Below are 20,783 nucleotides of genomic sequence, written 5' to 3'. Positions count from 1 at the left end.
TCAAACGTATTTATAGAGATATCATTTTATGTCTCTAAACGTTTAAACGTTCATTTAGTGAGGTTCTCATAAGCGTATTTTCACTTTGCATTTAAACTTAATTTCTCTGCAAATAAGCCGCTCTATATTTGGGCTGGCAAAATTAACCAGCTCAAATTCGAGTTCGTTAACTTTAGAATAGAGCATTCTTTAAACATTGTCGCTTTTGACTCAAAATTGAGTAAAACACCATGCCTTTGTAATATGATTGCAATCCTTTTGAAATTTATCTACTTATCTTTGTCTTAATAAGTATCCTCAAATTTGAGGGGACTTCATTTGGTTTCGTATTTTAAAACTGTAACTTTTAAAACGTTTTTTGCTTGTTTTCCTGCATTATATCATTAAAAATCTTTTGATTTCTACGACATAACATTATCAATTTCATTACCTGTTGTGATGATAGTATCTATATAATGTCTGCTTATTATTGACTAACTTTTTAGTAAGCGGCGCTTTAAAATCGACTTGTCTTTAAATCCTTTTATGTGCCCTTAATGAATTAAAACCTATTCTATGATAGTTTCAAATGATTATTTCTTTTAAGGTTTAGCTCAAAAAAAGAGTAAACCCCATACCATTTTTTAAACGCATGCAATTTATGTTATCGATAATTTCAAACGATTACGTTTTTAATAATGCGATTTGTGTGTGATAAAAACGTATCATAAAATTTATGAACTGTTATGAATGATAGCTGCGTTCACTTCATTTGAATGTTTACATGCGTTTTATGGTCTATCCATACATGGTAATTGTTTATGAAAATGGTTAATTAAATCACGTATAAAAGTGTAGATTTTAAATGGGATTCATATAGAATAATTTCACGCAAACTATTGACTTTATTATATTTTTTATGAATAAGATTCCATCTCGTTTAGACGTTGCAAAAGAAATCACCAAAGACCTTATTGATAAGATTCTTCTCTTACACGGCGTTATCACTTTTGTTTGCAAAAATCTGCTTCGCTTTTGACTTTTGATATGGATACAACCTCTTTTGAGGTAGAGCAAAGAATTTTTTAATCATGGAGAGTGCAACAGTGTTCTTCAAAAATCTTGATTGGTCTGTTGAAAAAATTAAAGAGGTAGATAATTATTCAGCACGTTATCAACTACCAGATTGTGAAGTACAAATTCTTTATAATGACGCAATTATCAAAGGTTATCAGTAAGTTGATGTTGGAGTTTCGATTAGTACTGGTATTTTAGCTGCTGCCTGTATGGTAATTGATCCCTATCAATTCTCAGCACTTACAAGATCTACAACTTGATTTTTATAAAAAGGGGTTGAGAGTTTGTGAAGAAGGAATATATGCAGATTGGTTGGAATTAAGCTTGATTATGTCTTGAAATAGGCGATAGAAAGAATTGATCTTCATAAATGCTTTTATTTCAGATATGGAGCACCATCTTGGCGAAAGAATGAAGTTGGAGGTACATAAGGTTATCAAGGTAGATTATGCTGATTATAGCTTACTTCATATTGGTGCACTGGCTTTATTGGGTGATGTTGCAACCTTACAATCTTATTATCAAAGTTTCAGTGCAGAGGATCATTTAGGCTTTGATGAAAATACCCAACAGATTCATTTTGAACGTGCATTGGCTTTAGTCAAAGAAGTAGTCAAATCTAAGCAACTCAGCTACGCTTTCATTGCAAAAGTAGTAAAAAATATGAACCATCTGGAAGAAAAACAAAGTTCTTAATAAGAGCTTTCCAGAGAGGTGGAGTTTCATTCTTGCAAGGAAAAAAATAGCTAAATTTATCGAAACAAAAGCTAAGGAATAGCTCCTTAAGAAATATCAAGAAGATCTAAAAAGATTATAGGAGCCAGAGTCTGGTTTAAAGATGCCATCATCAGTTGAGTGAACTCAACAATGGTGGAGTTTTATCCATTGGCGGAAATCTGATGTTTGAAAGAGGCTTTCTTGATGTGAAGGTAATATTGTAATAAATAATTATTATAAATCAATATATTGTATATATTCATTGTTTTGAGATTAATGACCATTGACAAATAATTTTGCACCATTTTCTCTCTCCCAGCTTTTCGTCAATCATCAATGAAAATTTTTTATAATGGAAAGTTCATTGATAATATAACTTTTGTATGTCATTATTTTACGCTTAAAAAAAATATAAAAATAATGAAATGCAATTGAGTTATCAACTGCTTATTCTTTTCAATTTTTAATCATAAAAAAATCTTTTTATTCATTTTGCTTGTAAAAAGAACTAGCTTTTTTCTGGTGATACAAGTGGAGAAATAAGGATTTTAGATATGTTTCTGCGTTCCATTTCAATCACTTTAAAGTGTAAACCATCAGTTTCAAAGCTTTCTCCCTCATTTGGTAAATGACCAAACTGCCAAAGCATAAAGCCTGCCAGAGTCGTATAACGATCTGCTTCATCCACAAGGTTACGCCCAAGATAACCACTTAAACGGCGGATATCAGCATATCCCTCAACAAGAAGACTGCCATTTTCAAGTTGTTCTGCGATCATGAGTTCTTCATCGTCATCAGGAAAGTCTCCTGCAATAGCTTCAAGAATATCGGTTGGTGTTGCAATTCCTTCAAAAGATCCATGCTCATCAACAATAATTGCAAGCTGAATCGAAGAATGACGTAATTGCTCCATCAATCGTAAAACACTTGTATTTTCATGAACAACGAGGGGTTCTCGCATAGCTTTTTTCCAATTAATCTTTTTCCCCTCAGCCAAATTCAAAAGAAGATCTTTTGTCAACGCAACGCCAACAAATTCATCCACTTTTTCACGCGCAAGAATTAAGCGGCTATGTTTAACCTTTTGTAATTCTTCACGCATTTCATTTTCATCAGTATTTAAATCTAACCACTCAATTTCATTACGCGGCGACATGATAGAGCGAACAGGGCGATCAGCTAAATCGAGAACACCACGAATCATCTCCTTTTCTTCTGGTCTAAACAACTCAGAAGCTGCGGCCTGTTCAGCAATAACATCTACAGTCTCAGCAAGGTGACTATCTTTGCTTCCTCCTCCTAAGAGTCTCAAAACAGCATCAGCTGTTCTACTGCGTAGATCATTCGTTTTAATCATTTTTTCACGGTTACGACGTCCAATTTGATTAAAAGCTTCGATAAGAACAGAAAAACCAATAGCAGCATACAAATACCCTTTTGGAATATGAAAACCAAATCCTTCAACAATGAGAGTAAAACCAATCATCATCAAAAAACCAAGACAAAGGATTACAATAGTGGGATGACGATTAATAAAACGCATAAGAGCACCAGATCCGCACATCATTACTCCCATAGCAGCTATGACTGCGATATACATAACTGCTGCCTGCTCTTTTGCAATCATACCTGTTGCGGTAATAATACTGTCTAGTGAAAAAACGGCATCCAGCACCACGACTTGGACGATTACTTGCCAAAAAACAGCATAACCAACGCCTGTTTTTCTTTCATGTGATACTCCTTCTAACCTTTCATGTAATTCTAGCGTTCCCTTTGCGAGCAAAAAGGCTCCACCACCGATTAAAATAAAGCTATGCCAACTAAATACAAAAGATGAAAGTGAAAGAATGACCCTATCGAGTCTCATAACCCATCCAATAACGGTAAGAAGGAAAAGCCGCATAATTAATGCTAAAGTAAGACCTATAAAGCGTGCGCGGTCACGCAAATGCAGTGGCAATTTTTCAGCTAAAATTGCAATAAAGATAAGGTTATCTATTCCTAAAACAATTTCGAGAAAAACCAGCGTGATCAAACCAAACCACGCATGGGGATCAGTGATCCATTCCATCATTCCTTACCTTTTAGAAGCTTAAAAGCGCGCGATTGACAAAAAAAATTCATAGGCTTTTATTCGTATATTGGATCATGAACATTGAATGTAAAAAACTTATATTCAAAGAAAAAAACAGCACAATATTGCTTGAATACATGTGATTGTTGATAAAACAAAATGATGCCCCATCCCGCTTACAACCACAAGAAGGTTCCTCTAATTTTCGCTCGGGCATTATGCTCGATAATCCTCTAACTATAGGTTCTGTATAACAATCAGAACATTTATTTATAAAGCTTCTTATAATGGGTTTATTTTTATATAAGATCAAGTGGTGAATATCATATTTTTAACCTTACAGACAATGAGTTTATATAACAAACAACAAAATATCTGGACATCTATCCTTAGGAGCGTTATAGAAACGCTCATTCTCGTCTTTTGAGAAGCTTATGGGTGATTAGCTCAGTCGGTAGAGCAGCTGACTCTTAATCAGCGGGTCGTGGGTTCGATCCCCTCATCACCCACCATTTTATTTTATACCGTAAATAACTTATTGATTGCGTAATTTTTTTAAGGTACGAGTTGCTAAATAAAATTGGGCAGTAGGATTTCCCCATATCTGTTTGTTTAAAAGTGAAGATTGTTGATATAGCTTAGTCATCGGTGTTTGTACTTTTTAGGGGACTCAAAGAACTTCCAAAGGACATTTGAAGATCTTTTAATGCGTATTGTTTCTTTTTTTAAAGTTGCAATTGGTAAGGAGAAGCTTCTTACCGACAATTGTGTTATTTAAAGGGGTATAAAAATCAACAGTTTTCACTTCTTTTAATATAAATTGATTAAATTTTTTTGGATTTTTAGCATATTGTTTAAAGACAGAAGAAACTTTACACTTTAGTTGTGTCAGCAGTGTGGATATTTTTTGATAACTCTCCCGCTTAAACAAAAAACTTCTATAATAATCATCAGTATTCCAAGAGGGTAAATCAAGATAAAATAAAGTAGTTAGCTGGACATACAAGTAATAAAATTAGATTAGTTTAATTGTTTAAAGCTGATACCTGTTAAACGAAAGACAATAAACTTTAATGAGGCTTAAAGTTTTAAAATATTAAGCTGTGTGGTTACGCTATGCTGTCTTTCCGTTAGCTAAACCTCTAAAAATATAAATATTAAGAAAGCTACTCAGATTCATTATAATATATTGATTTATAAAGAATTGATTATTCTTTATTTAAAAAAAACTTTACTATCATAAACTTCTTTTGTTTCAATCCCTCTTATAATGAATTAATTAAAATCATTCATTTTTGCATCATAAATGGGATTAACGTGTGGATAAAGACTATTGAAGAAAGGCATAAAAATAATTCTTATTAATGTTCTTAAGTGCTAAAAGTTATCATAACATTGGAAAAATAGTATAATGGCGCAGGCTTGCTCTTTTATTAAGTATAAAGATGATGGTGCAACAATAGCTTTACTATTATACCATTTATGGGTATTGTTGTGTAATGGAGAAGAGCGTTGAGAGAGGTTTCTTAAAAAAGATATGTAAATTGGCAACACGATGGTGTTTTGTTCTTTTATAGGTACATAAAAAAGAAGTCATTGATAGCCTTTTATTTATTCAGGTGGTGTTTTGGGGGCTCTTTTCCAATATTGTTGCGCCTCAAAAATGACGACCACAAATAATGAAAGGATAAGCGGTATAATCAAATAAAACATTCTAAAGACAATAAGTGCTGCAATAACATCGGTTGGATTTATATTGGGCATGCCTGTTATGAAGAGAGCTTCAAGAACTCCTACTCCTCCTGCTGGAGCATTAGAGAGAAGAGTTATCGTAAAAGATGCTAGGAAAACACCAAGAACAGAGATAAAATGAATATCTGCGTTATGTGGGAGAACAGCATATATAATTCCTGCTGCTCCTAAAAGCTCTAGAGGGCTAATGAGAAGCTGTTGAATAACAATTTTCAATCGTGGATAGGAAAGTTGAATTTTCTTCCCCAAGCGTAAGGGCTTTAACTGAAGCCAGCTGCCAAACGTATAAAGTGCTATACAGCTGAGTAAAATTGCTCCAGCCGTTGTTCCGAGCCATTCAGGAAGTTCTTTATGAATGAGGGTGATAATTTCGGGTTGCAGTACCAAAACGATTCCCAAAAGTAAGATTGTGCCGATTACAAAAGTAAAAGAGCAAAAACCTACTAATATTGCGATTTCTGTTCCGTTTAATCCTTTCATTTTATAGGCGCGATAGCGTACAACGGCACCAGAAAAAACTGAAGCACCGATATTGTGTGAAAGAGCGTAGGTTGTAAATGAACATATAGCGATAAAAATCCAAGAAATTTTATGGCCTAGATGTTGCAAGGCAATTCGATCATATCCAGCAAGAGCAGCATAAGCTAGGAGAGAACATAAACAGGCTAATAACCAGTGCTGTGCATTTAAATTGCTCAAGCGCTCCAATACATCCCCAAATGAAATGGCAGAGAGCTTCATGTAAAGAATTCGAATAGATACCAGCATTGCTAAGATACCAATCAATGGCCATATAAATTGCTTTATTTTCACGATTCTGTATCCATTTTATGTTTTCTGTAAATTTTCATGATTGAGCATATTCCTTACAGATCTTCGTTCTGTTATATACTCTATAATGCCATTGGCAATTTCTTCATCATCTGTTACTACAACATCAGCACCTAAATCAATGAGATATGTTGTTTCTGTGTCGGATAATGCATGTGTGATTATCTGGATATCTTTCTTCATATCACGGATATTCACGATACATTCTCCTACTTCAATGGTACTTCGCATTGTAATAACAACTTTATGTGCATTATTTATATTTGCTGCGTTCATTATTTCTTGTTGAATGATATTGCCGCAAATAGCCTCAAAGCCATCTGCAATCGCTTTATCAGAGAGGCGTTTTGATTCTTCTACGATCACTATAGGTTCACCTCTATTTATTAAAGATAATGCAACACACTTACCGATACGACTATAGCCAATAATTACGATATGGTTGTTTTTTAAGGTCATCGGTAAAAAATCTTGGTCAGGATCTTGTGGATCAATATCAATAATTGTTTGGGTATTTTGTGAAGATGCAGAATTTTTTTCTAGACGTTTTTTAATTTTATTACAGGCAATGAAAACAAGAGGATTGAGCAAAATAGAAAAAATTGCTCCTCCAAGAATTAAATCATGAGCGTCATTGTTTAAAAGTCCTAAGCTTAAACTTAAACCAGCAAGGATAAAGGAAAATTCTCCGATTTGGGCAAGGCTTGCAGAAATAGTCAAAGCTGTTGCATTAGAATAGCGAAAAGCTTTAACGATGAAAAAGGCAACAGCAGATTTTCCGATTACGATAATGAATAAGGTTGCTAAGAGAGGGAAAAAATGAGTTAAGAGTTTCTCGGGGTCAAATAACATGCCTACAGAAACAAAAAAGAGAACAGAAAAAGCATCGCGCAGTGGTAAAGATTCTTCCGCGGCACGGTGGCTTAATTCTGATTCGCTCATGACCATACCAGCAAAAAAAGCACCAAGAGAAAGAGAAACTCCAAATAAATGAGCGGCTCCGAAAGCTACTCCTAATGCAATAGCAAAGACGCTAAGACGAAATAATTCACGTGATCCCGATTGTGCGCTCATTTTTAAAAGCCATGGGATAACGCGTCGCCCAATGACGAGCATAAGTGCAATAAATACAATTACCTTCAGGATGGTGAGACCAAAAATACCCCAAATACTTAAATCCAACCATTGAACAAGAGGATCCAACGCTTCTTTTTTGGTATTGCTGAGGGCACTTGCCAAGGAAGGGATGAGGACAAGTATAAGGACCATTGCTAAATCCTCAATAATCAACCATCCAACGGCAATGCGTCCTTTTTCTGTTTCAATAAGATGACGCTCTTGCAAAGCACGTAGCAGGATAACGGTACTTGCTATGGATAAAGCAAGACCGAAAATCAAACTACCACTAAAGCCCCATCCCATAATCAGACCAAGGCACAAACCTAGAAAAGTAGAAAATGCCATTTGTGCAATAGCAGCGGGGACAGCAATAGCTTTGACAGATAAAAGGTCTTTTAATGAAAAGTGGAGCCCAACACCAAACATCAGCAAAATAATACCAATTTCAGCAAGTTGATTAATGATGACGGAATCTATTTTAAATCCGCCTGTATTGGGTCCCACAATAACACCAGCTAACAAATAGCCTACAAGGGGTGAAATACGTAAACGGCTAGCAATCATTCCCAAGAGAAATGCTAAACATAAGCCTGCAACAATAGTTGTGATAAGTGGTGTGTCGTGGAGCATGGATTATTTACTATTCTTGATCAAAAAGCGAATGAATGAAAACGACTATATTTCTATGAGAAGAGAGGCGAGATGTACCATACGCATTAAAGGGCATTTTTATTTCACTTTGATATTTGCACGATTATTTCGCTCACGCCACCAATTTCCTAGCAGGAGTAAAATAGGAGCAGCAATAAAGATAGAGGATGATGTTGCAATAATAATCCCAAAGACCATGGGTAATGCAAAATTATGAACAGCACTTCCACCCCATATCGCCATGGGGAGCATCGCAAGAATTGTTGTGGCTGATGTAAAAAAACAACGTACAAGAACCTGATTAATTGACAGATCAATCAGCTCGCGCAACGGCATTTTTTTATAAAGACGCATATTTTCGCGCATCCTATCATAGACGACAACTTTATCATTTATAGAATATCCAACAATTGTTAAGAGTGCGGCGATAGCCGTTAAATTAAAATCAAATTGAAATAAAGCAAAAAAGCCAATCATTTTTGTGGTGTCTAAAATGAGAGTGATAATTGCTCCAATGGCAAAGAACCACTCGAAGCGTAACCATATATAGAGAGACATGGCAATAGCCGCAAGAATAACAGCAGTAAAAGCAGCTGTGGCAAGCTCACCTGAAATTTTGGGACCAACAACTTCTATTTGATCGAATGTGGTATCGGGATAGATATTTTGTACAGCTGTTTTGACCTTATCAATGGCGGTGGTTTGTTGTGCTTCGCCACCGCTTTGTTTCTGCATGCGAATTAATACGGTATTTTCGTTATCAATATTTTGCAAGGTAACTTCACCAATATTAAGAGTAGAAAGCTTGGAACGCAGAGTTGCTAGATCTGCTGGTCCTTTCGTGGTAATACTCATTTGGCTTCCGCCAATGAAATCAATACCAAAATTCAATCCAGGCTTAAAAAAGAGAAAAACTGAAGCCATTGATAAAACAATTGAGACGCCAATACCAATGAAACGTGCTTTCATGAAGTGGAAAGTTGTGTTTTGTGGCATGATGTTGAAAGCAGAGTGAATATGCAATTTTTTAATCTTCCATTTACGAACGATCCAAATCATGATGATGCGTACAATGGTGATATTTGTAAACATGGAGATGATAATACCAAGCAACATTGTTACGGCAAAACCACGAACGGGACCGGTCCCGAACCAAAATAGTAAGACGGTCGCTATAATTGCTGTAACATTTGCATCAACAATGGTTGCAAAAGCGTGTTTAAATCCACGATCTAGGGCTGCAAAAGCACCCACACCTTTTCGACTTTCTTCACGGATACGTTCATTGATAAGGATATTAGCATCAACGGCAATACCGATGCCTAAAATAATACCAGCAATACCAGGCAGCGTAAGCGTAGCTCCCAAAAGACTCAGTGCAGCAAATGTTAAAATTGTGTGCAGAGCTAGTGCTATATTGGCAATTAATCCCCAAATACGATAGAGAAGAAAAATAAAAATTGCAACAAGAATAAAGCCAATTATGCCGGTGTAAAGTCCCATTTGGATAGCATCAGCACCAAGATTTGGACCTACGGTTCTCTCTTCAATGACCGTGAGTGGTGCGGGGAGGGAACCAGCACGAAGCAGAGCAGCCAGAGTTGAGGCTTCTTTGGGGTCAAAGTTTCCTGTAATTTGACCTTGTCCATTGGGAATGACACTATTGATGGTCGGAGCGGTTAAAACTTTATTATCCAGAACAATGGCAAAAGGACGGTTAATATTTTGTCGTGTTATATCAGCAAATATTTTTGCGCCAGCGGAATCTAGCGTAAATGAAATAATGGAACGTCCTGGTATTTGGGGGTCAAAACCTGCACGGGCATCTTTCAGGACATTTCCATCTAAAGCAATTTGATCATAAATTGCATAATGTTGTGTTGCATCAGTGTATCCAGGGAGAATAGAAACACCTATAGGGGGATTATTGGGGTCCACATTAGAAGGAACAAGATGAAAACTCATCTTAGCGGTTGTTCCTAAAAGATCACGCAGTTGTTTTGGATCTTGTAGTCCAGGCAATTGGACCATAATACGATCATTTCCGACCTTTTGGATGGCTGGTTCTGAAACACCAACTTGATCTATACGACGACGGATGATTTCTAAGCTTTGTTCGATAGCATTGCTGACACGGTCTTTTATACCAGCTTCTGTTAATGTGACGCGGAGAGTTTCATTTTGAGCACTGATCGTGATGTTATGTTCTGTTGTGCCAAAGCTACTGTGTATGGGGGTTATTAATGTTTTCAAAGCAAAGAGTGCTTTTTCAGTTTGCGATGGGTCAGAAATAAGGGCAATAACGCTATCTTCAACGATACGCACACTTGAGGTGCGGATTTGTTTTTCACGCAATACATTGCGCACATTGCTTAAAACTATATGTAACTGATCGCGTTTTAACGTTTTGCTATCAACCTCGAGCAGGAGAGAAGAGCCTCCTTGAAGGTCAAGACCAAGTGCTACACGGGTGTCGGGTAAGAATTTCGAGTTTTTAACTTGTTCGTGTGAAAATAAATTGGGTAAGGCAACATAAATGCTGCTTAAAAGAATAAAACAATAAAGGGTAGTTAACCAACCAGGTGTACGCATGATATATTCCGTAAATAGGCAATCTAACAGTTATTCAAAGTTAAAAGCACAAGTAAAATAAGATGATCGTTTTTATATTCAAGGAAGAGAATTAAGTATGTTCATTGGGAGGAGCGCGTTTATTTGAGAAATATTGTGTTTTAACGTTACGAAATCGTGTGTCAACAGCTGGAATCTTTATTAAAAAGAAATCCAATGTTAGGATTTTTTGAAAGGTCCTCATAAAAATAGATTCTGTATGGAGTGTTACAAGTTTTTTGTTTTCAGTTGTGGTAACATTCACCTGATCACACTTATGATGTAAATCAAATCTATTCGTTTTAATGACATTATTGGTGTGTGATTGTTTGATTAAATAAGCACGTGTTTCTAGGTTGCTCGTCAAGAATACACCTAAACTGGATAGAAAAATCCAAGTTGTCAAAGGAAGAAAATCTTCTTTTTTGCAATAAAGGTGCAAAAAAAACATGCTAGAGTGCCTTCTTTAATCTTATTGAGTTCAGCTTATTTATCATTCTTTTATCTTATTACCAGTATTATAGGATAAGGGAAAGCTTTTATAAGGTTATTCTATAAAAGTTGAAAATATCTACTTTATACCATATTTAAAAGAGAAAAATAAAATCCCTTTTGTGCTCATAAGGTAGATATGTATTCATTTTGTAGAAAAAACATCCACATACTTTTCCTTCTTTTGGGGATTATCTTTGTATTTAATTCTGGTGCATGGGGTAATAGGGGGGCACAAAATACAATTGTCGAACAAACGATAGCTTCTTATTCAGTTGATGAAATTATTCAGCAACAACAGTTGATTATTGAGACTCTTGAAGAAAATACTGAAACTTTAAAAAGAGATTTTGACAGAAAGCCAGAAGATGAGCGTGCTTTAGAAGAATTACGGTTACGTGCACAAGATATCAGTGAACGTGCTATTGAGGCAGCATTTGTTTTGCGTCCTACTCTTAATGAGATTAATACACTTCTTGATCAATTAATGGAGCTCCATCGTGACGTGAAAAAACTGAAAAGCTCAGTGAAGGAATATTCCTACTTGATAGAGCAAAAAGCTAAAATTAACAGTATCATGCTTCGTTTTGAAGCAATTTTCTTAGCGGCAAATAGAATAGCTGAACTTTCTATTTCTCAATCTCGGGAGCTTTTTAAACGCACGCTTACGTATAGGCTTGAGTTTTCGATTCCGATGGTTAAACATCTCGCCCAAAAAACAAAAGAGGCTTCATCAGATTTTCTTGTGTTGTTAAATTCTTGGTGGAATTTTATATTTTACTTCAAGTTTTTACAACTATTTCTTTGCTTTTTAATTCCACTTTTTATTACTTTGGGACTTTCCTATTTTTCTCAAAAAGTTCTTGTTCATGTGTATTGCCACTTTACGAAGTCTAATGAGGAAATATCTTATTTACAACGCTTATTGATCGCCTTTATTTCAGTTCTCTTACCTTCACTTGTATGTATTCTTTGCGTTTATCTTGTGTTGTTTTTGTTTCGTAGTTTTAACTTAGATCCAGGTAAGCTTACAACAGTTTTTGATATGATAGGTTGTCAAATTATTTTATTATTTTTAATCAATCGATTAGCTGTTGTTCTTCTATCATCGAATAGGCCCCATGTGCGTCTTCTCAGTATTGCACCATCGTCTGCTTATCAATTAGTGATTTTACTCACGTCTTTAGGGGGGATTTTGGCATTTGACGCTGTTCTTGATAGTATTTATCAAATCATTTCAGCGCCTCTATCTTTAACAATTGCTAAAAGTTTTATTGCTGTTTTTCTTGTAGCGATATTGCTATTTATAATATCATTTGTACCTTTGCGGTTTAGACGTAGGCGTGTTCAAGAAGAAAAAAAAGAGCCATACTTTTGGCCATTTTATATACGCATTCCTCTTATTGGCTTGGGGTTACTGCTCTTTGTATTGAATTTTTTAGGTTACGTTGGACTTGCGCGTTTTATTACGCAGCAAATTATGATTGATGGAGCATTTTTAGTTCTCATGTATTTAGGAATACAAAGCGCTCAAGCACTTGGAACTAAAGACCAATTTATGAAAACAACGGTTGGTCATCTTTTGATGCAGAGGTTTCATTTAGAAGAAAAAACGATGAATCAATTGGGAGTTTTTGTGAGCGTTTTTCTCAATTTATTTGTTGTTATATTTTGTGCAATGCCAATTGCTGTCCAGTTTGGATTTTCCTATTCTGATTTAAAAGCAGTTTTGTGGCAATCGGTGACCGGTTTTCAGATTGGAAATATTAGTCTTTCTTTGATTTCTCTTGTAACAGGAATTATTTCTTTTTGTGTTTGCTGGTTTCTTATTCGCCGATTTATTGGTTGGTTAGATAATGTGGTGTTGGTTCATGGAGAGTTCGATTCTGGTATACGTAATTCTATCAAAACAGTGATAAGTTATGGAGGCGTTGTTGTATCTGCTTTGACCGGATTATCAATGGCAGGTTTGGATCTTAGAAATTTCGCTCTTATTGCTGGAGGACTTTCACTTGGTATAGGTTTTGGTTTACAGAATATTGTCCAAAACTTTGTCTCTGGACTTATTATTTTAGTTGGAAGACCATTTAAAATAGGGGACTATATAGAATCTGGATCAGTAGGGGGGGTTGTTAAGCGTATTAGTGTGCGTGCAACGGAACTTGAGACAATTCAGCGTAAGACGATTATTATTCCCAATTCAAGCCTTATTAATAACAACGTTAGTAATTGGACACGACGTAATAAAGTAGGACGAATTGATATACCAGTTACTGTATCATCTAAGGTTGCTCCAGAGCATGTTGCTGAAATTTTGTTAGAGATTGCTTCTGCGACAGAAGGCGTTTTAAAAAATCCTATCCCACAGGTGAGTTTTACAGCATTTGATCGTAAGAGTTTTTCCTTTAATTTGGCTATTTATGTGCCTAATATTACCTCATCTTCTCATGTAACCAATGCTCTTCGATTTAGCCTATATAAGCGTTTTGCTGAGGAAGGAATCTTAGAATGCTGAAATATACTTATATTTTGATTACAGTTATTCTATTAAGTATTTTTACCATAACAGCTTTTGCTGCAACAGTGAAGAATACTGATTTAAAGATACAATCTCTTATTGTTGTTGAAGGAAGTATACCTTCAAAAATTTCTTTAAATACTCATCAAACAATTACAATTTGTATGAAGGGATGTTTTATAACTTTTCCTAATAAAGACCGTTTTGCAATAAAGGCAGATGATAATATAGAAATCAGTAGGGGAAGAGCAATTTTTAAATAAAATGATTGAGAATTTTTGTTTGGGGACAAGATTTAGAAGGATAATGATATTGTGTGTAATTAATAATCTCATCCTTTAGAAAATGGTAAAAAAAAGGTATGATTTTAGTATAAAATGGATGTTTTTTTATACTATGTAGAATCTACAGTATGCATTTTGGATGTAAGAATATTGAGGTATTTATAGTATTGTTAATGAACATCGATTTTCTAAAAATAATTACATCATTTTTAGAATTTTTTCATAAAAAAAGGCATAAAATATACTATTTTGTGATTTTTTTGCGGTAATTTTAATACAAAATGTTTTATATTTCCTCCTTTTGACAAGATAATATGTATTTTTATTAAATATTTATTATTTGAAGTAATCATTATTATAATATTTTAAAATTTATTTGATAATATTAAATTTTGATGTAATGATATATTAATATAGTAATAGATTTAAATGTAACTATAAAGGAGTACATGCGATTTTGCAGCATAAGATTTTATAAAACTTTGTTTTTCTAAATGTGATTTTTGATTATATTTAAATTTAGCAATGGGGTATAATTTTATGAATACAAAATTTATAACAGCATCTGTTTTTTCTTTGATTTCACCTTCTATAGTACAGGCTGCAGATGTGGTGGCTCACGAAGAGCCAGTACATGTTGCCTCAGAAGTTGTTGCTTCTTCACCTTTTTCTTGGGGAGGTGTTTATTTCGGGGGGCAAGTTGGTGGCTTTTCAAGTAAGATTTCTGCAACAGCGCCTGATGTTAATATTCCTCTCTATCCTGATGAGGGTAGTAAAAGTAAACCATGGATACCTGTCGAGAAACAGCATATGCCCGATCTTTCTGGGTTTATAGGTGGTTTTTATGCGGGTGTTAATTTTGATCTCGGTAATAATTTTATTATGGGGATTGATACGGATATCATTTTAACGGAAAAAAAGGATACAAAAACAAGATTTCATGCAGATGAATCGAGTGCTGGTGGAACTGAAGGATTGGGCACTGAAGGATCGGGTAGTGATACTGAGGAATTAGATACAGAAGAAAAAAGTCGAAAAAAGGCAAAAATTGTCAGGAGACAGGGCAGAGGCTTTTCTCGCTCTTCTGCAGAGGATAAAGAAGAGAAAGACAGTTTAACTTTTAATCATACGTTAAAACAAAAATGGACAGGTGCTACACGGGTGCGTGTTGGGTTTTCTGCAGGGCGTGTGATGCCTTATATTGCTGGTGGTGTTGCTTATGGACAGTTTCAGGATATTTTGTCGACAGTAATTACGGGAGGTGAGCCATTTAATAGGACATCGGATGTAACAAAAACGATGATTGGTTATACTCTCGGTGGTGGTGTTGATTTTGCAATGACAGACCATCTTGTTGTGCGTGCGGAATATCGTTACTCAGATTTTGGTAAAAGGAAATTTAAAGACGAGATTGAAGTTAAGTATAAGACGAATGATTTTCGCGCAGGAATAGCTTACAAATTCTAATTTTGTAGGATAAAGGAGCTTAAATTTAAGAGGTCCTATTTCTTTGATAGGGCCTTTATTTTTTAATTTTATGCATTGTAAACACTATTTTATGGTGAAAAAAAAGGGGGCTTTGACTTTGAGTGAGAATGAGGAGGTAAGGAAGAGTTACTCAGATTCTTAATTGTTAAGAATAAAAAATTTTTAGTTCACGAGGTGTGGTTGAAACATTTGTTGGCAAAGAAGGATTGCTTCGTCTTTCATATTATTACAGTTATCACTTTATAATACCGTTATAGAGTTGCAAACAGTAAACTTAAAGAGAGTTTTTACTATCTAAGTAATGAGAAAATAAAGAAAATTTACATAGAGTGGTGCGGACGGCGTGTACGTTTGTGCAACAATTTTTTCTTCCCTTAGAACTCTCTACAATATCACCTGATAGCACAGTTTATCTTTTTTCTGTTTAATAACTAATTGTTTTTATTTTATTTTATTTATTAAATTGCCTTTTATATATAATCTTGGTACCAGATGAAAGTGCTCCAAGTGCAATTCAAAAGGTGGTTTTTAAAAGGTGGTTCGAAGAACGTGATAGACTGTCTATCTTATCTGTAAAAAATCTATCTAAAGGAAAATATGCTGACAGAGCTGGTTTATGGCTTATCAAAACTACACCAGATCAAGGATGATGGGTTTTTAGGTTTGACCTCAATAAAAGACGACGAGAAATGGGATTAGGCTCTTGTCGCAATGTATCTTTAAAAGAAGCACTGTTCAAAGCTTTAGCTTGTCGTGATCTTTTAGATCAAAGAATTGACCCGATTCGCCGAAAACAAAAAGAAAATTTGCGTCGGGCAGGGGGTATTTCTTTACGAGAAATTGCCTCTAGTACTTTTGAAGCGAAAAAAAACGAATTGAAAAATGAAGTAAAAGCAGCAAACTGGTTAACACCTCTTGAGTTACATGTTTTTCCTAAACTTGGTGATACGCCAATCATTGAACTGACGCAAATTGATATAAAAGGATGCATTTCTCCCATTTGGAAGACAAAAAACGAAACAGCAAGTAAAGCTTTATCCCGCTTGAATATAGCTATAAAACATGCGGTGGCACTTAGTATAGATGTGGATATGAAATTAAAAGCAAAAGCTTTATTAGAAAAGTTTATTCAAAATACCCCAAATATTCCAGCTATGCCATGGAAAGAAATGCCTAAGTTTTTTCAATCTTAAAATGATGAGCTTGTATCACATCTAGCTTTAAAACTTCTTATTTTGACGGTTTTTTTTATACCAATCAGGCATATTTAGAGATTTATGGATCAATATGGATTATCCCAAAAGAAAATATGAAGATAATTGTTGGAAAGGTTTCTGATTTTCATGTGCCGCTTACAGCTGAAGCGCTTGCTGTTATTGAAAAAGCAAAAAAATGGTTTTTTATTTGTTGAGAGTTTTGGAAAGCCTATATCTGATGTAGCACTTCCTAAATTCATGAAAGACAAAGGTTTTGATTATAGACTTCATGGTTTCAGATCGATTCTGCGGGACTGGATAGCAGAGACAACGTCAACACCATTTGAAATTGCAGAATCTGTTCTTGCGTATTCAGTTGGGAATTCAGTGACAAAGGCTTACATGCGGACGGATTTTTTAGAATAGCGCCGTGTCCTCTTAGAACAATGGGCGTCTTTTATATCTGGAGAGGCTTGATAATTGTTATGTCTATTGTCGCGTCAGGTGTCTAAGAAACATTTAAGCGATTAGCGGATAGATTACGATATAATCTCTCTTTCCTCGCTTTAAAAGCGGGGAGGGGGTAAAGCTTTCAGTTTTTGGTTAGCCACTGTTTTATAATGTGCAAAGATATTGTCTATCGCATCCATAAGGTGTGCAAAATCAAGGATAAGCAAAAAGAGGATGAATGCTATCCACTTCATCAAACGAGACATCATTTTTACGCTTTTGTAGGTGATGATGATTTCTTGAAGGATTTCTTTTTCTGCTTCTGTAAGCTCTGTGTGTTTTTTGGATTTTTTTCTAGCTATGTTTCCACCCACACAAGCGTTCACCTAGATTATTGTGCTTTAAGATCTCTCTTGCTAAATTGGAACTGATGGCGTTCAGATCTTTCTTGTCTAAATAAATTGGCAACCAGCCAACACAAGAAGAAGCATATTTATTTGTCGTGCAACCAACGAGAGAGAGCAGCACGCACATCAGCATCACTTTTTTGATTAATTTCATTTTCTACCTCAAGACGGGTTGTGGCTGCTTTTAAAGCTTTTTCTGTTTGCTTTTGTTGCTCTGCTTTTTTCCCAAGATTAAAAGCTCTTGCTAAAATCATAAAAAAAGCGGCTAAAGCCGCGCCTGTCACCATCAGATTTCTTTTCATCCATAAGATCATAGACGATGCTCCTGAAAGCGTTTAGCAACAAAGAAAATACCAGCACATGCGGCTAAAACCATAATGGTGGCCAAAGCCCATTGGATTGGTCCATTTCCTGCTAATAAGCCTCCAAGCCCAGAAAAAGAACCAATAATCGGTGCAAGGGCTTCGGCTTTGAAAACCCCCGTTGGTGCTTGCGTTTCTACTGTTTGATAATTGGAGGAAACAAAAGCCCCTTTCGCCCATAAGCCTGTTTCTGCCGGCACACGCCGGTGTGCGAGACCTTCAAGACGCTTACCGGCCTGCTTTGGTCCATTTCTGTAGCTCGGCAGGGACAGCTTCATATTCACCTTGATTGATCTTTTTTAACAGTGTCGAGTTACAAAAGGCTCCTGTTCCTACATTATAGCAAAAGGAGACTAACGCCGCGAATTGTTCATCCGTTAATGAAACTGTAACAGCGCGTTCAACGACATTTTCAAATTGTCTTAAGTCTTGGCAAAGAAGTTCTTCTGCTTGCTTTTCAGTGATTGTCATGCCTTCGTAAATAAAAGGCTTTCCAGCACTGTTTGTATGTCCATAACCTATTGTCCATACCCCAATGGCATCTTTATAGGCGTTTAAACGCAAACCTTCCCATTGTTTAATAAGTGCAAGTCCTTCTGATGATATTTTTCGCATATGCTTCTCCATAAAAAAAGCTCCGCAAAAAGCAGAGCTGGATTAAAAAATTGATATTTTTCCCATGTGAAAGGATGGCTTGTTAAAACCTATGTAGCTTGTTCATTGGAACAAAAGAATGTATTTGACATTATTTATTCTGTAGCATATAAACTACAGATGTTTATTGTTAAAAAAACACACTATTTTACAGAGTGGTTAGACTCGTTAAAAGACAAACAAGTGCAAAAGAAAATTGCTGCACGTATTTTCCGCCTTGAATATGGGCTTCTAGGAGACGTGAAATATTTCCGTGGCATTGGTGAACTAAAAATAAATTATGGACCAGGCTATAGGATTTATTTTGTAAAACAAGGGAAACAAATCATTTTGTTATTAAATGCTGGTGATAAATCCACACAACAAAAAGATATCGAAAAAGCCCTTCAATTAGTAAAGGAAATGAAACATGGAAATTACTAAATTTGATGTAAGTGAATATTTTAATACGCCTGAAGACTTTAAGATCTTATTAGATGATGCTTTAGAAACCAAAAATAGTGGCTATATTGCACATGTATTAGGTATTATTGCGCGTAAACAAGGAATGACAACTGTTTCTCAAGAGACAGGACTAAATCGCGAGTCTCTTTATCGTTCTTTAAGCGATAAAGGTGATCCACGACTTTCTACTTTTCTTAGTGTTTTGAGTGCTTTAAATTTGCAGATTAGCTTAACACCTATCCAAAATAATTGTAAGGAACAAGCAGCTTTAGAAGAAGCATCTTGACTACCTCCCCATTGTTGATAACGGGGAGGGGAGTTCTGTTTTTAAGTTAAGCAACCTTTTTAATGGGGCTTTCTAAATCTGGTTCGGAAGCTTTCAAAAAAGGATTCATAGCCATGGGAAACTCTGAAGCTCCGAAATCTGTAAGAACTGCCAGAATCTTTGTAAAATTGGGCACTTCATCTTGAAGTTCTAAAATCAAAGCTTTTTCCACCACGCCCATGACCTGCACCAGCGTGTTAAATCCTCATCTCCAACACTTTGATGATTGGAAAATTGAGCCAACGCTATCCACAAATTGCATAAGAAGTCGACACTGCTATTCATTGCACACCCCCAAAGATTTGCTCTCTCAAACATGCCAATCCTCTGGATGTAATTTTTGTTGAAGGGAGCACTCTTTCTGTACCATCTGGTCTTTGAATGGTGATAGCAGGACAGTCCATGAAACCTTTTTTGATTTTGTCCTCAGTAAGGAATATAATCAACTGTTACAACCCATTTTTTTGCATGGGTTGTTTAGGTTTTGTTAAGAACAGGTGTTGTAAAATTCGCATGTTTAAAACCTTAATTTTACCTATAGATCTAATTGTCTCAAATTTGACTGTATAAAGTGTTTTGTATTTCTAAAGTGGATTTTTCCCCTGTCAAAAAAGTTCAAATTGCTTTATACGGTGCCTTTTTGTCGATTTAAATGCATATACAATCATAAAATGATCAGTACTTTTCACTATTTTGTCGTTTTAAGCCGCCTTTGAATTGCTACTGTTATGTTGCTCTTCACTAGGCTTGCTTATTCTCACGAATGAAATGTGCTTGCCTCCTAAAGCCAAATTACGGGTATTTTCAACTCGTAGCTATGCGAATCATGCCTTTGATTTTTGGTCTGTTAATAAGAGATTTTTGACGAGTGATGAGTTTTCGCCATGCATGTATGGAAGTAATCAAGCAACCAGTATTGTAGGCAATCAAGCGCCTTCTCCTAAGACGTCTGGAGGACACGTTGATACAAACAATAGACGGATGATTTCGCATATCGGTTGTGAGGATGGTTGCGGTTATGTTTGGCAATATTTGTCTGGTTGTTATCCAGTGACTAAATGGCATACAGGGGAACAAGGAAGCAGTTTACGTGTAGACATAAATGTTATATTGGGAGGAGGCGATTGGACTGGTGGCTCTAACAATGATCATCTTGTACGGAATTTTGCGCATTCTCGTTATGTAGAAGATGAAAAAATAGGCGCCCGTGGATGTAGCGAGCCACTTTATTATAATTAACGCGAGATTGATTAGAACATCATTTTATCCAGCCCCACTTTTGTGGGGCTTTTTTTATGGAGCGTCAGATGAGAAAGATATCGAAAGAAGGATTAGAGCTTATCAAACAAT

15 protein-coding genes, 1 tRNA gene and 4 pseudogenes are annotated in these 20,783 nt (G+C 35.6%); 10 read left to right on the top strand and 10 right to left on the bottom strand.

The window, feature by feature from the left end; translation table 11 throughout:
* Positions 1 to 1,070: 1,070 nt before the first annotated feature.
* The gene (locus tag ACFINR_RS05625) at positions 1,071 to 1,217 is read left to right on the top strand and encodes a hypothetical protein (RefSeq protein WP_375653061.1); all 147 of its coding nucleotides are present in this window, start codon (positions 1,071 to 1,073) and stop codon (positions 1,215 to 1,217) included.
* A gap of 250 nt (positions 1,218 to 1,467) precedes the next feature.
* On the top strand, positions 1,468 to 1,752 hold the full coding sequence (locus tag ACFINR_RS05620) for a DUF6990 domain-containing protein (RefSeq protein ID WP_375632360.1): 285 nt from the start codon (positions 1,468 to 1,470) through the stop codon (positions 1,750 to 1,752).
* A 529-nt stretch (positions 1,753 to 2,281) separates the two neighbouring features.
* Here ACFINR_RS05620 and ACFINR_RS05615 read toward each other — a convergent pair.
* Positions 2,282 to 3,850: a TerC family protein gene (locus tag ACFINR_RS05615; protein ID WP_375653058.1), complete on the bottom strand. Its 1,569-nt coding sequence runs from the start codon at positions 3,848 to 3,850 to the stop codon at positions 2,282 to 2,284.
* 436 nt (positions 3,851 to 4,286) lie between these two features.
* On the opposite strand from ACFINR_RS05615, the gene ACFINR_RS05610 reads away from it, so the two are divergent.
* Positions 4,287 to 4,362, top strand: a tRNA-Lys gene (locus tag ACFINR_RS05610).
* A 1,099-nt stretch (positions 4,363 to 5,461) separates the two neighbouring features.
* On the opposite strand, the gene ACFINR_RS05605 is transcribed toward ACFINR_RS05610, so the two are convergent.
* From ACFINR_RS05605 to ACFINR_RS05590, 4 genes are all read right to left on the bottom strand, one after another.
* A complete protein-coding gene (locus ACFINR_RS05605; RefSeq protein WP_375613484.1) occupies positions 5,462 to 6,415 on the bottom strand; it encodes a YbhN family protein in 954 nt (317 codons plus the stop codon).
* Between the two features lie 15 nt (positions 6,416 to 6,430).
* On the bottom strand, positions 6,431 to 8,182 hold the full coding sequence (gene ybaL / locus ACFINR_RS05600) for a YbaL family putative K(+) efflux transporter (protein ID WP_375613485.1): 1,752 nt from the start codon (positions 8,180 to 8,182) through the stop codon (positions 6,431 to 6,433).
* A 99-nt stretch (positions 8,183 to 8,281) separates the two neighbouring features.
* Entirely contained in the window at positions 8,282 to 10,795 is a 2,514-nt protein-coding gene (secD, locus tag ACFINR_RS05595; RefSeq protein WP_375632359.1) for a protein translocase subunit SecD, read from the bottom strand.
* A 91-nt stretch (positions 10,796 to 10,886) separates the two neighbouring features.
* Positions 10,887 to 11,264, bottom strand: a complete 378-nt coding sequence (locus tag ACFINR_RS05590) for a hypothetical protein (RefSeq protein ID WP_375613487.1) — start codon at positions 11,262 to 11,264, stop codon at positions 10,887 to 10,889.
* Positions 11,265 to 11,444: 180 nt separating this feature from the next.
* On the opposite strand from ACFINR_RS05590, the gene ACFINR_RS05585 reads away from it, so the two are divergent.
* The 4 genes and pseudogenes from ACFINR_RS05585 to ACFINR_RS05570 all read left to right on the top strand — a co-directional run bounded on the left by ACFINR_RS05585 (position 11,445) and on the right by ACFINR_RS05570 (position 17,217).
* The gene (locus tag ACFINR_RS05585) at positions 11,445 to 13,820 is read left to right on the top strand and encodes a mechanosensitive ion channel domain-containing protein (protein WP_375653053.1); all 2,376 of its coding nucleotides are present in this window, start codon (positions 11,445 to 11,447) and stop codon (positions 13,818 to 13,820) included.
* A complete protein-coding gene (locus ACFINR_RS05580) occupies positions 13,814 to 14,086 on the top strand; it encodes a hypothetical protein (protein WP_375612155.1) in 273 nt (90 codons plus the stop codon). Before ACFINR_RS05585 ends, ACFINR_RS05580 begins: the two co-directional genes overlap by 7 nt.
* Before the next feature lie 561 nt (positions 14,087 to 14,647).
* Positions 14,648 to 15,574 carry an outer membrane protein gene (locus tag ACFINR_RS05575; RefSeq protein WP_375613489.1) on the top strand — a complete coding sequence of 309 codons (927 nt, stop codon included), beginning with the start codon at positions 14,648 to 14,650 and terminating at the stop codon, positions 15,572 to 15,574.
* Positions 15,575 to 16,107: 533 nt separating this feature from the next.
* A pseudogene (locus ACFINR_RS05570) lies at positions 16,108 to 17,217 on the top strand (tyrosine-type recombinase/integrase).
* A gap of 166 nt (positions 17,218 to 17,383) precedes the next feature.
* On the opposite strand, the pseudogene ACFINR_RS05565 reads toward ACFINR_RS05570, so the two are convergent.
* From ACFINR_RS05565 to ACFINR_RS05550, 4 genes and pseudogenes are all read right to left on the bottom strand, one after another.
* A pseudogene (locus ACFINR_RS05565) lies at positions 17,384 to 17,603 on the bottom strand (hypothetical protein).
* On the bottom strand, positions 17,596 to 17,802 hold the full coding sequence (locus tag ACFINR_RS05560) for a hypothetical protein (RefSeq protein ID WP_375653049.1): 207 nt from the start codon (positions 17,800 to 17,802) through the stop codon (positions 17,596 to 17,598). Before ACFINR_RS05560 ends, ACFINR_RS05565 begins: the two are co-directional and overlap by 8 nt.
* Entirely contained in the window at positions 17,735 to 17,962 is a 228-nt protein-coding gene (locus tag ACFINR_RS05555; protein WP_375653045.1) for a hypothetical protein, read from the bottom strand. Before ACFINR_RS05555 ends, ACFINR_RS05560 begins: the two co-directional genes overlap by 68 nt.
* Positions 17,959 to 18,625, bottom strand: a pseudogene (locus tag ACFINR_RS05550) (lysozyme). Before ACFINR_RS05550 ends, ACFINR_RS05555 begins: the two are co-directional and overlap by 4 nt.
* A gap of 159 nt (positions 18,626 to 18,784) precedes the next feature.
* On the opposite strand from ACFINR_RS05550, the gene ACFINR_RS05545 reads away from it, so the two are divergent.
* Complete coding sequence (locus ACFINR_RS05545) at positions 18,785 to 19,087, top strand: type II toxin-antitoxin system RelE/ParE family toxin (protein ID WP_006589072.1); 303 nt, start codon at positions 18,785 to 18,787, stop codon at positions 19,085 to 19,087.
* Positions 19,074 to 19,394, top strand: coding sequence for an addiction module antidote protein (locus ACFINR_RS05540; protein WP_006589073.1), 321 nt, complete (start codon positions 19,074 to 19,076; stop codon positions 19,392 to 19,394). Before ACFINR_RS05545 ends, ACFINR_RS05540 begins: the two co-directional genes overlap by 14 nt.
* A gap of 46 nt (positions 19,395 to 19,440) precedes the next feature.
* On the opposite strand, the pseudogene ACFINR_RS05535 reads toward ACFINR_RS05540, so the two are convergent.
* Positions 19,441 to 19,718 (bottom strand): annotated as a pseudogene (locus ACFINR_RS05535) (hypothetical protein).
* 489 nt (positions 19,719 to 20,207) lie between these two features.
* Here ACFINR_RS05535 and ACFINR_RS05530 point away from each other — a divergent pair.
* On the top strand, positions 20,208 to 20,672 hold the full coding sequence (locus ACFINR_RS05530; protein WP_375653041.1) for a hypothetical protein: 465 nt from the start codon (positions 20,208 to 20,210) through the stop codon (positions 20,670 to 20,672).
* Positions 20,673 to 20,783 lie beyond the last annotated feature (111 nt).

This window comes from Bartonella sp. AP19HLJMH, assembly GCF_042196245.1.
Taxonomy (GTDB): domain Bacteria; phylum Pseudomonadota; class Alphaproteobacteria; order Rhizobiales; family Rhizobiaceae; genus Bartonella.
Note: the sequence above shows the minus strand (reverse complement) of the source record. Positions and strands in the feature narration are given on the sequence as shown.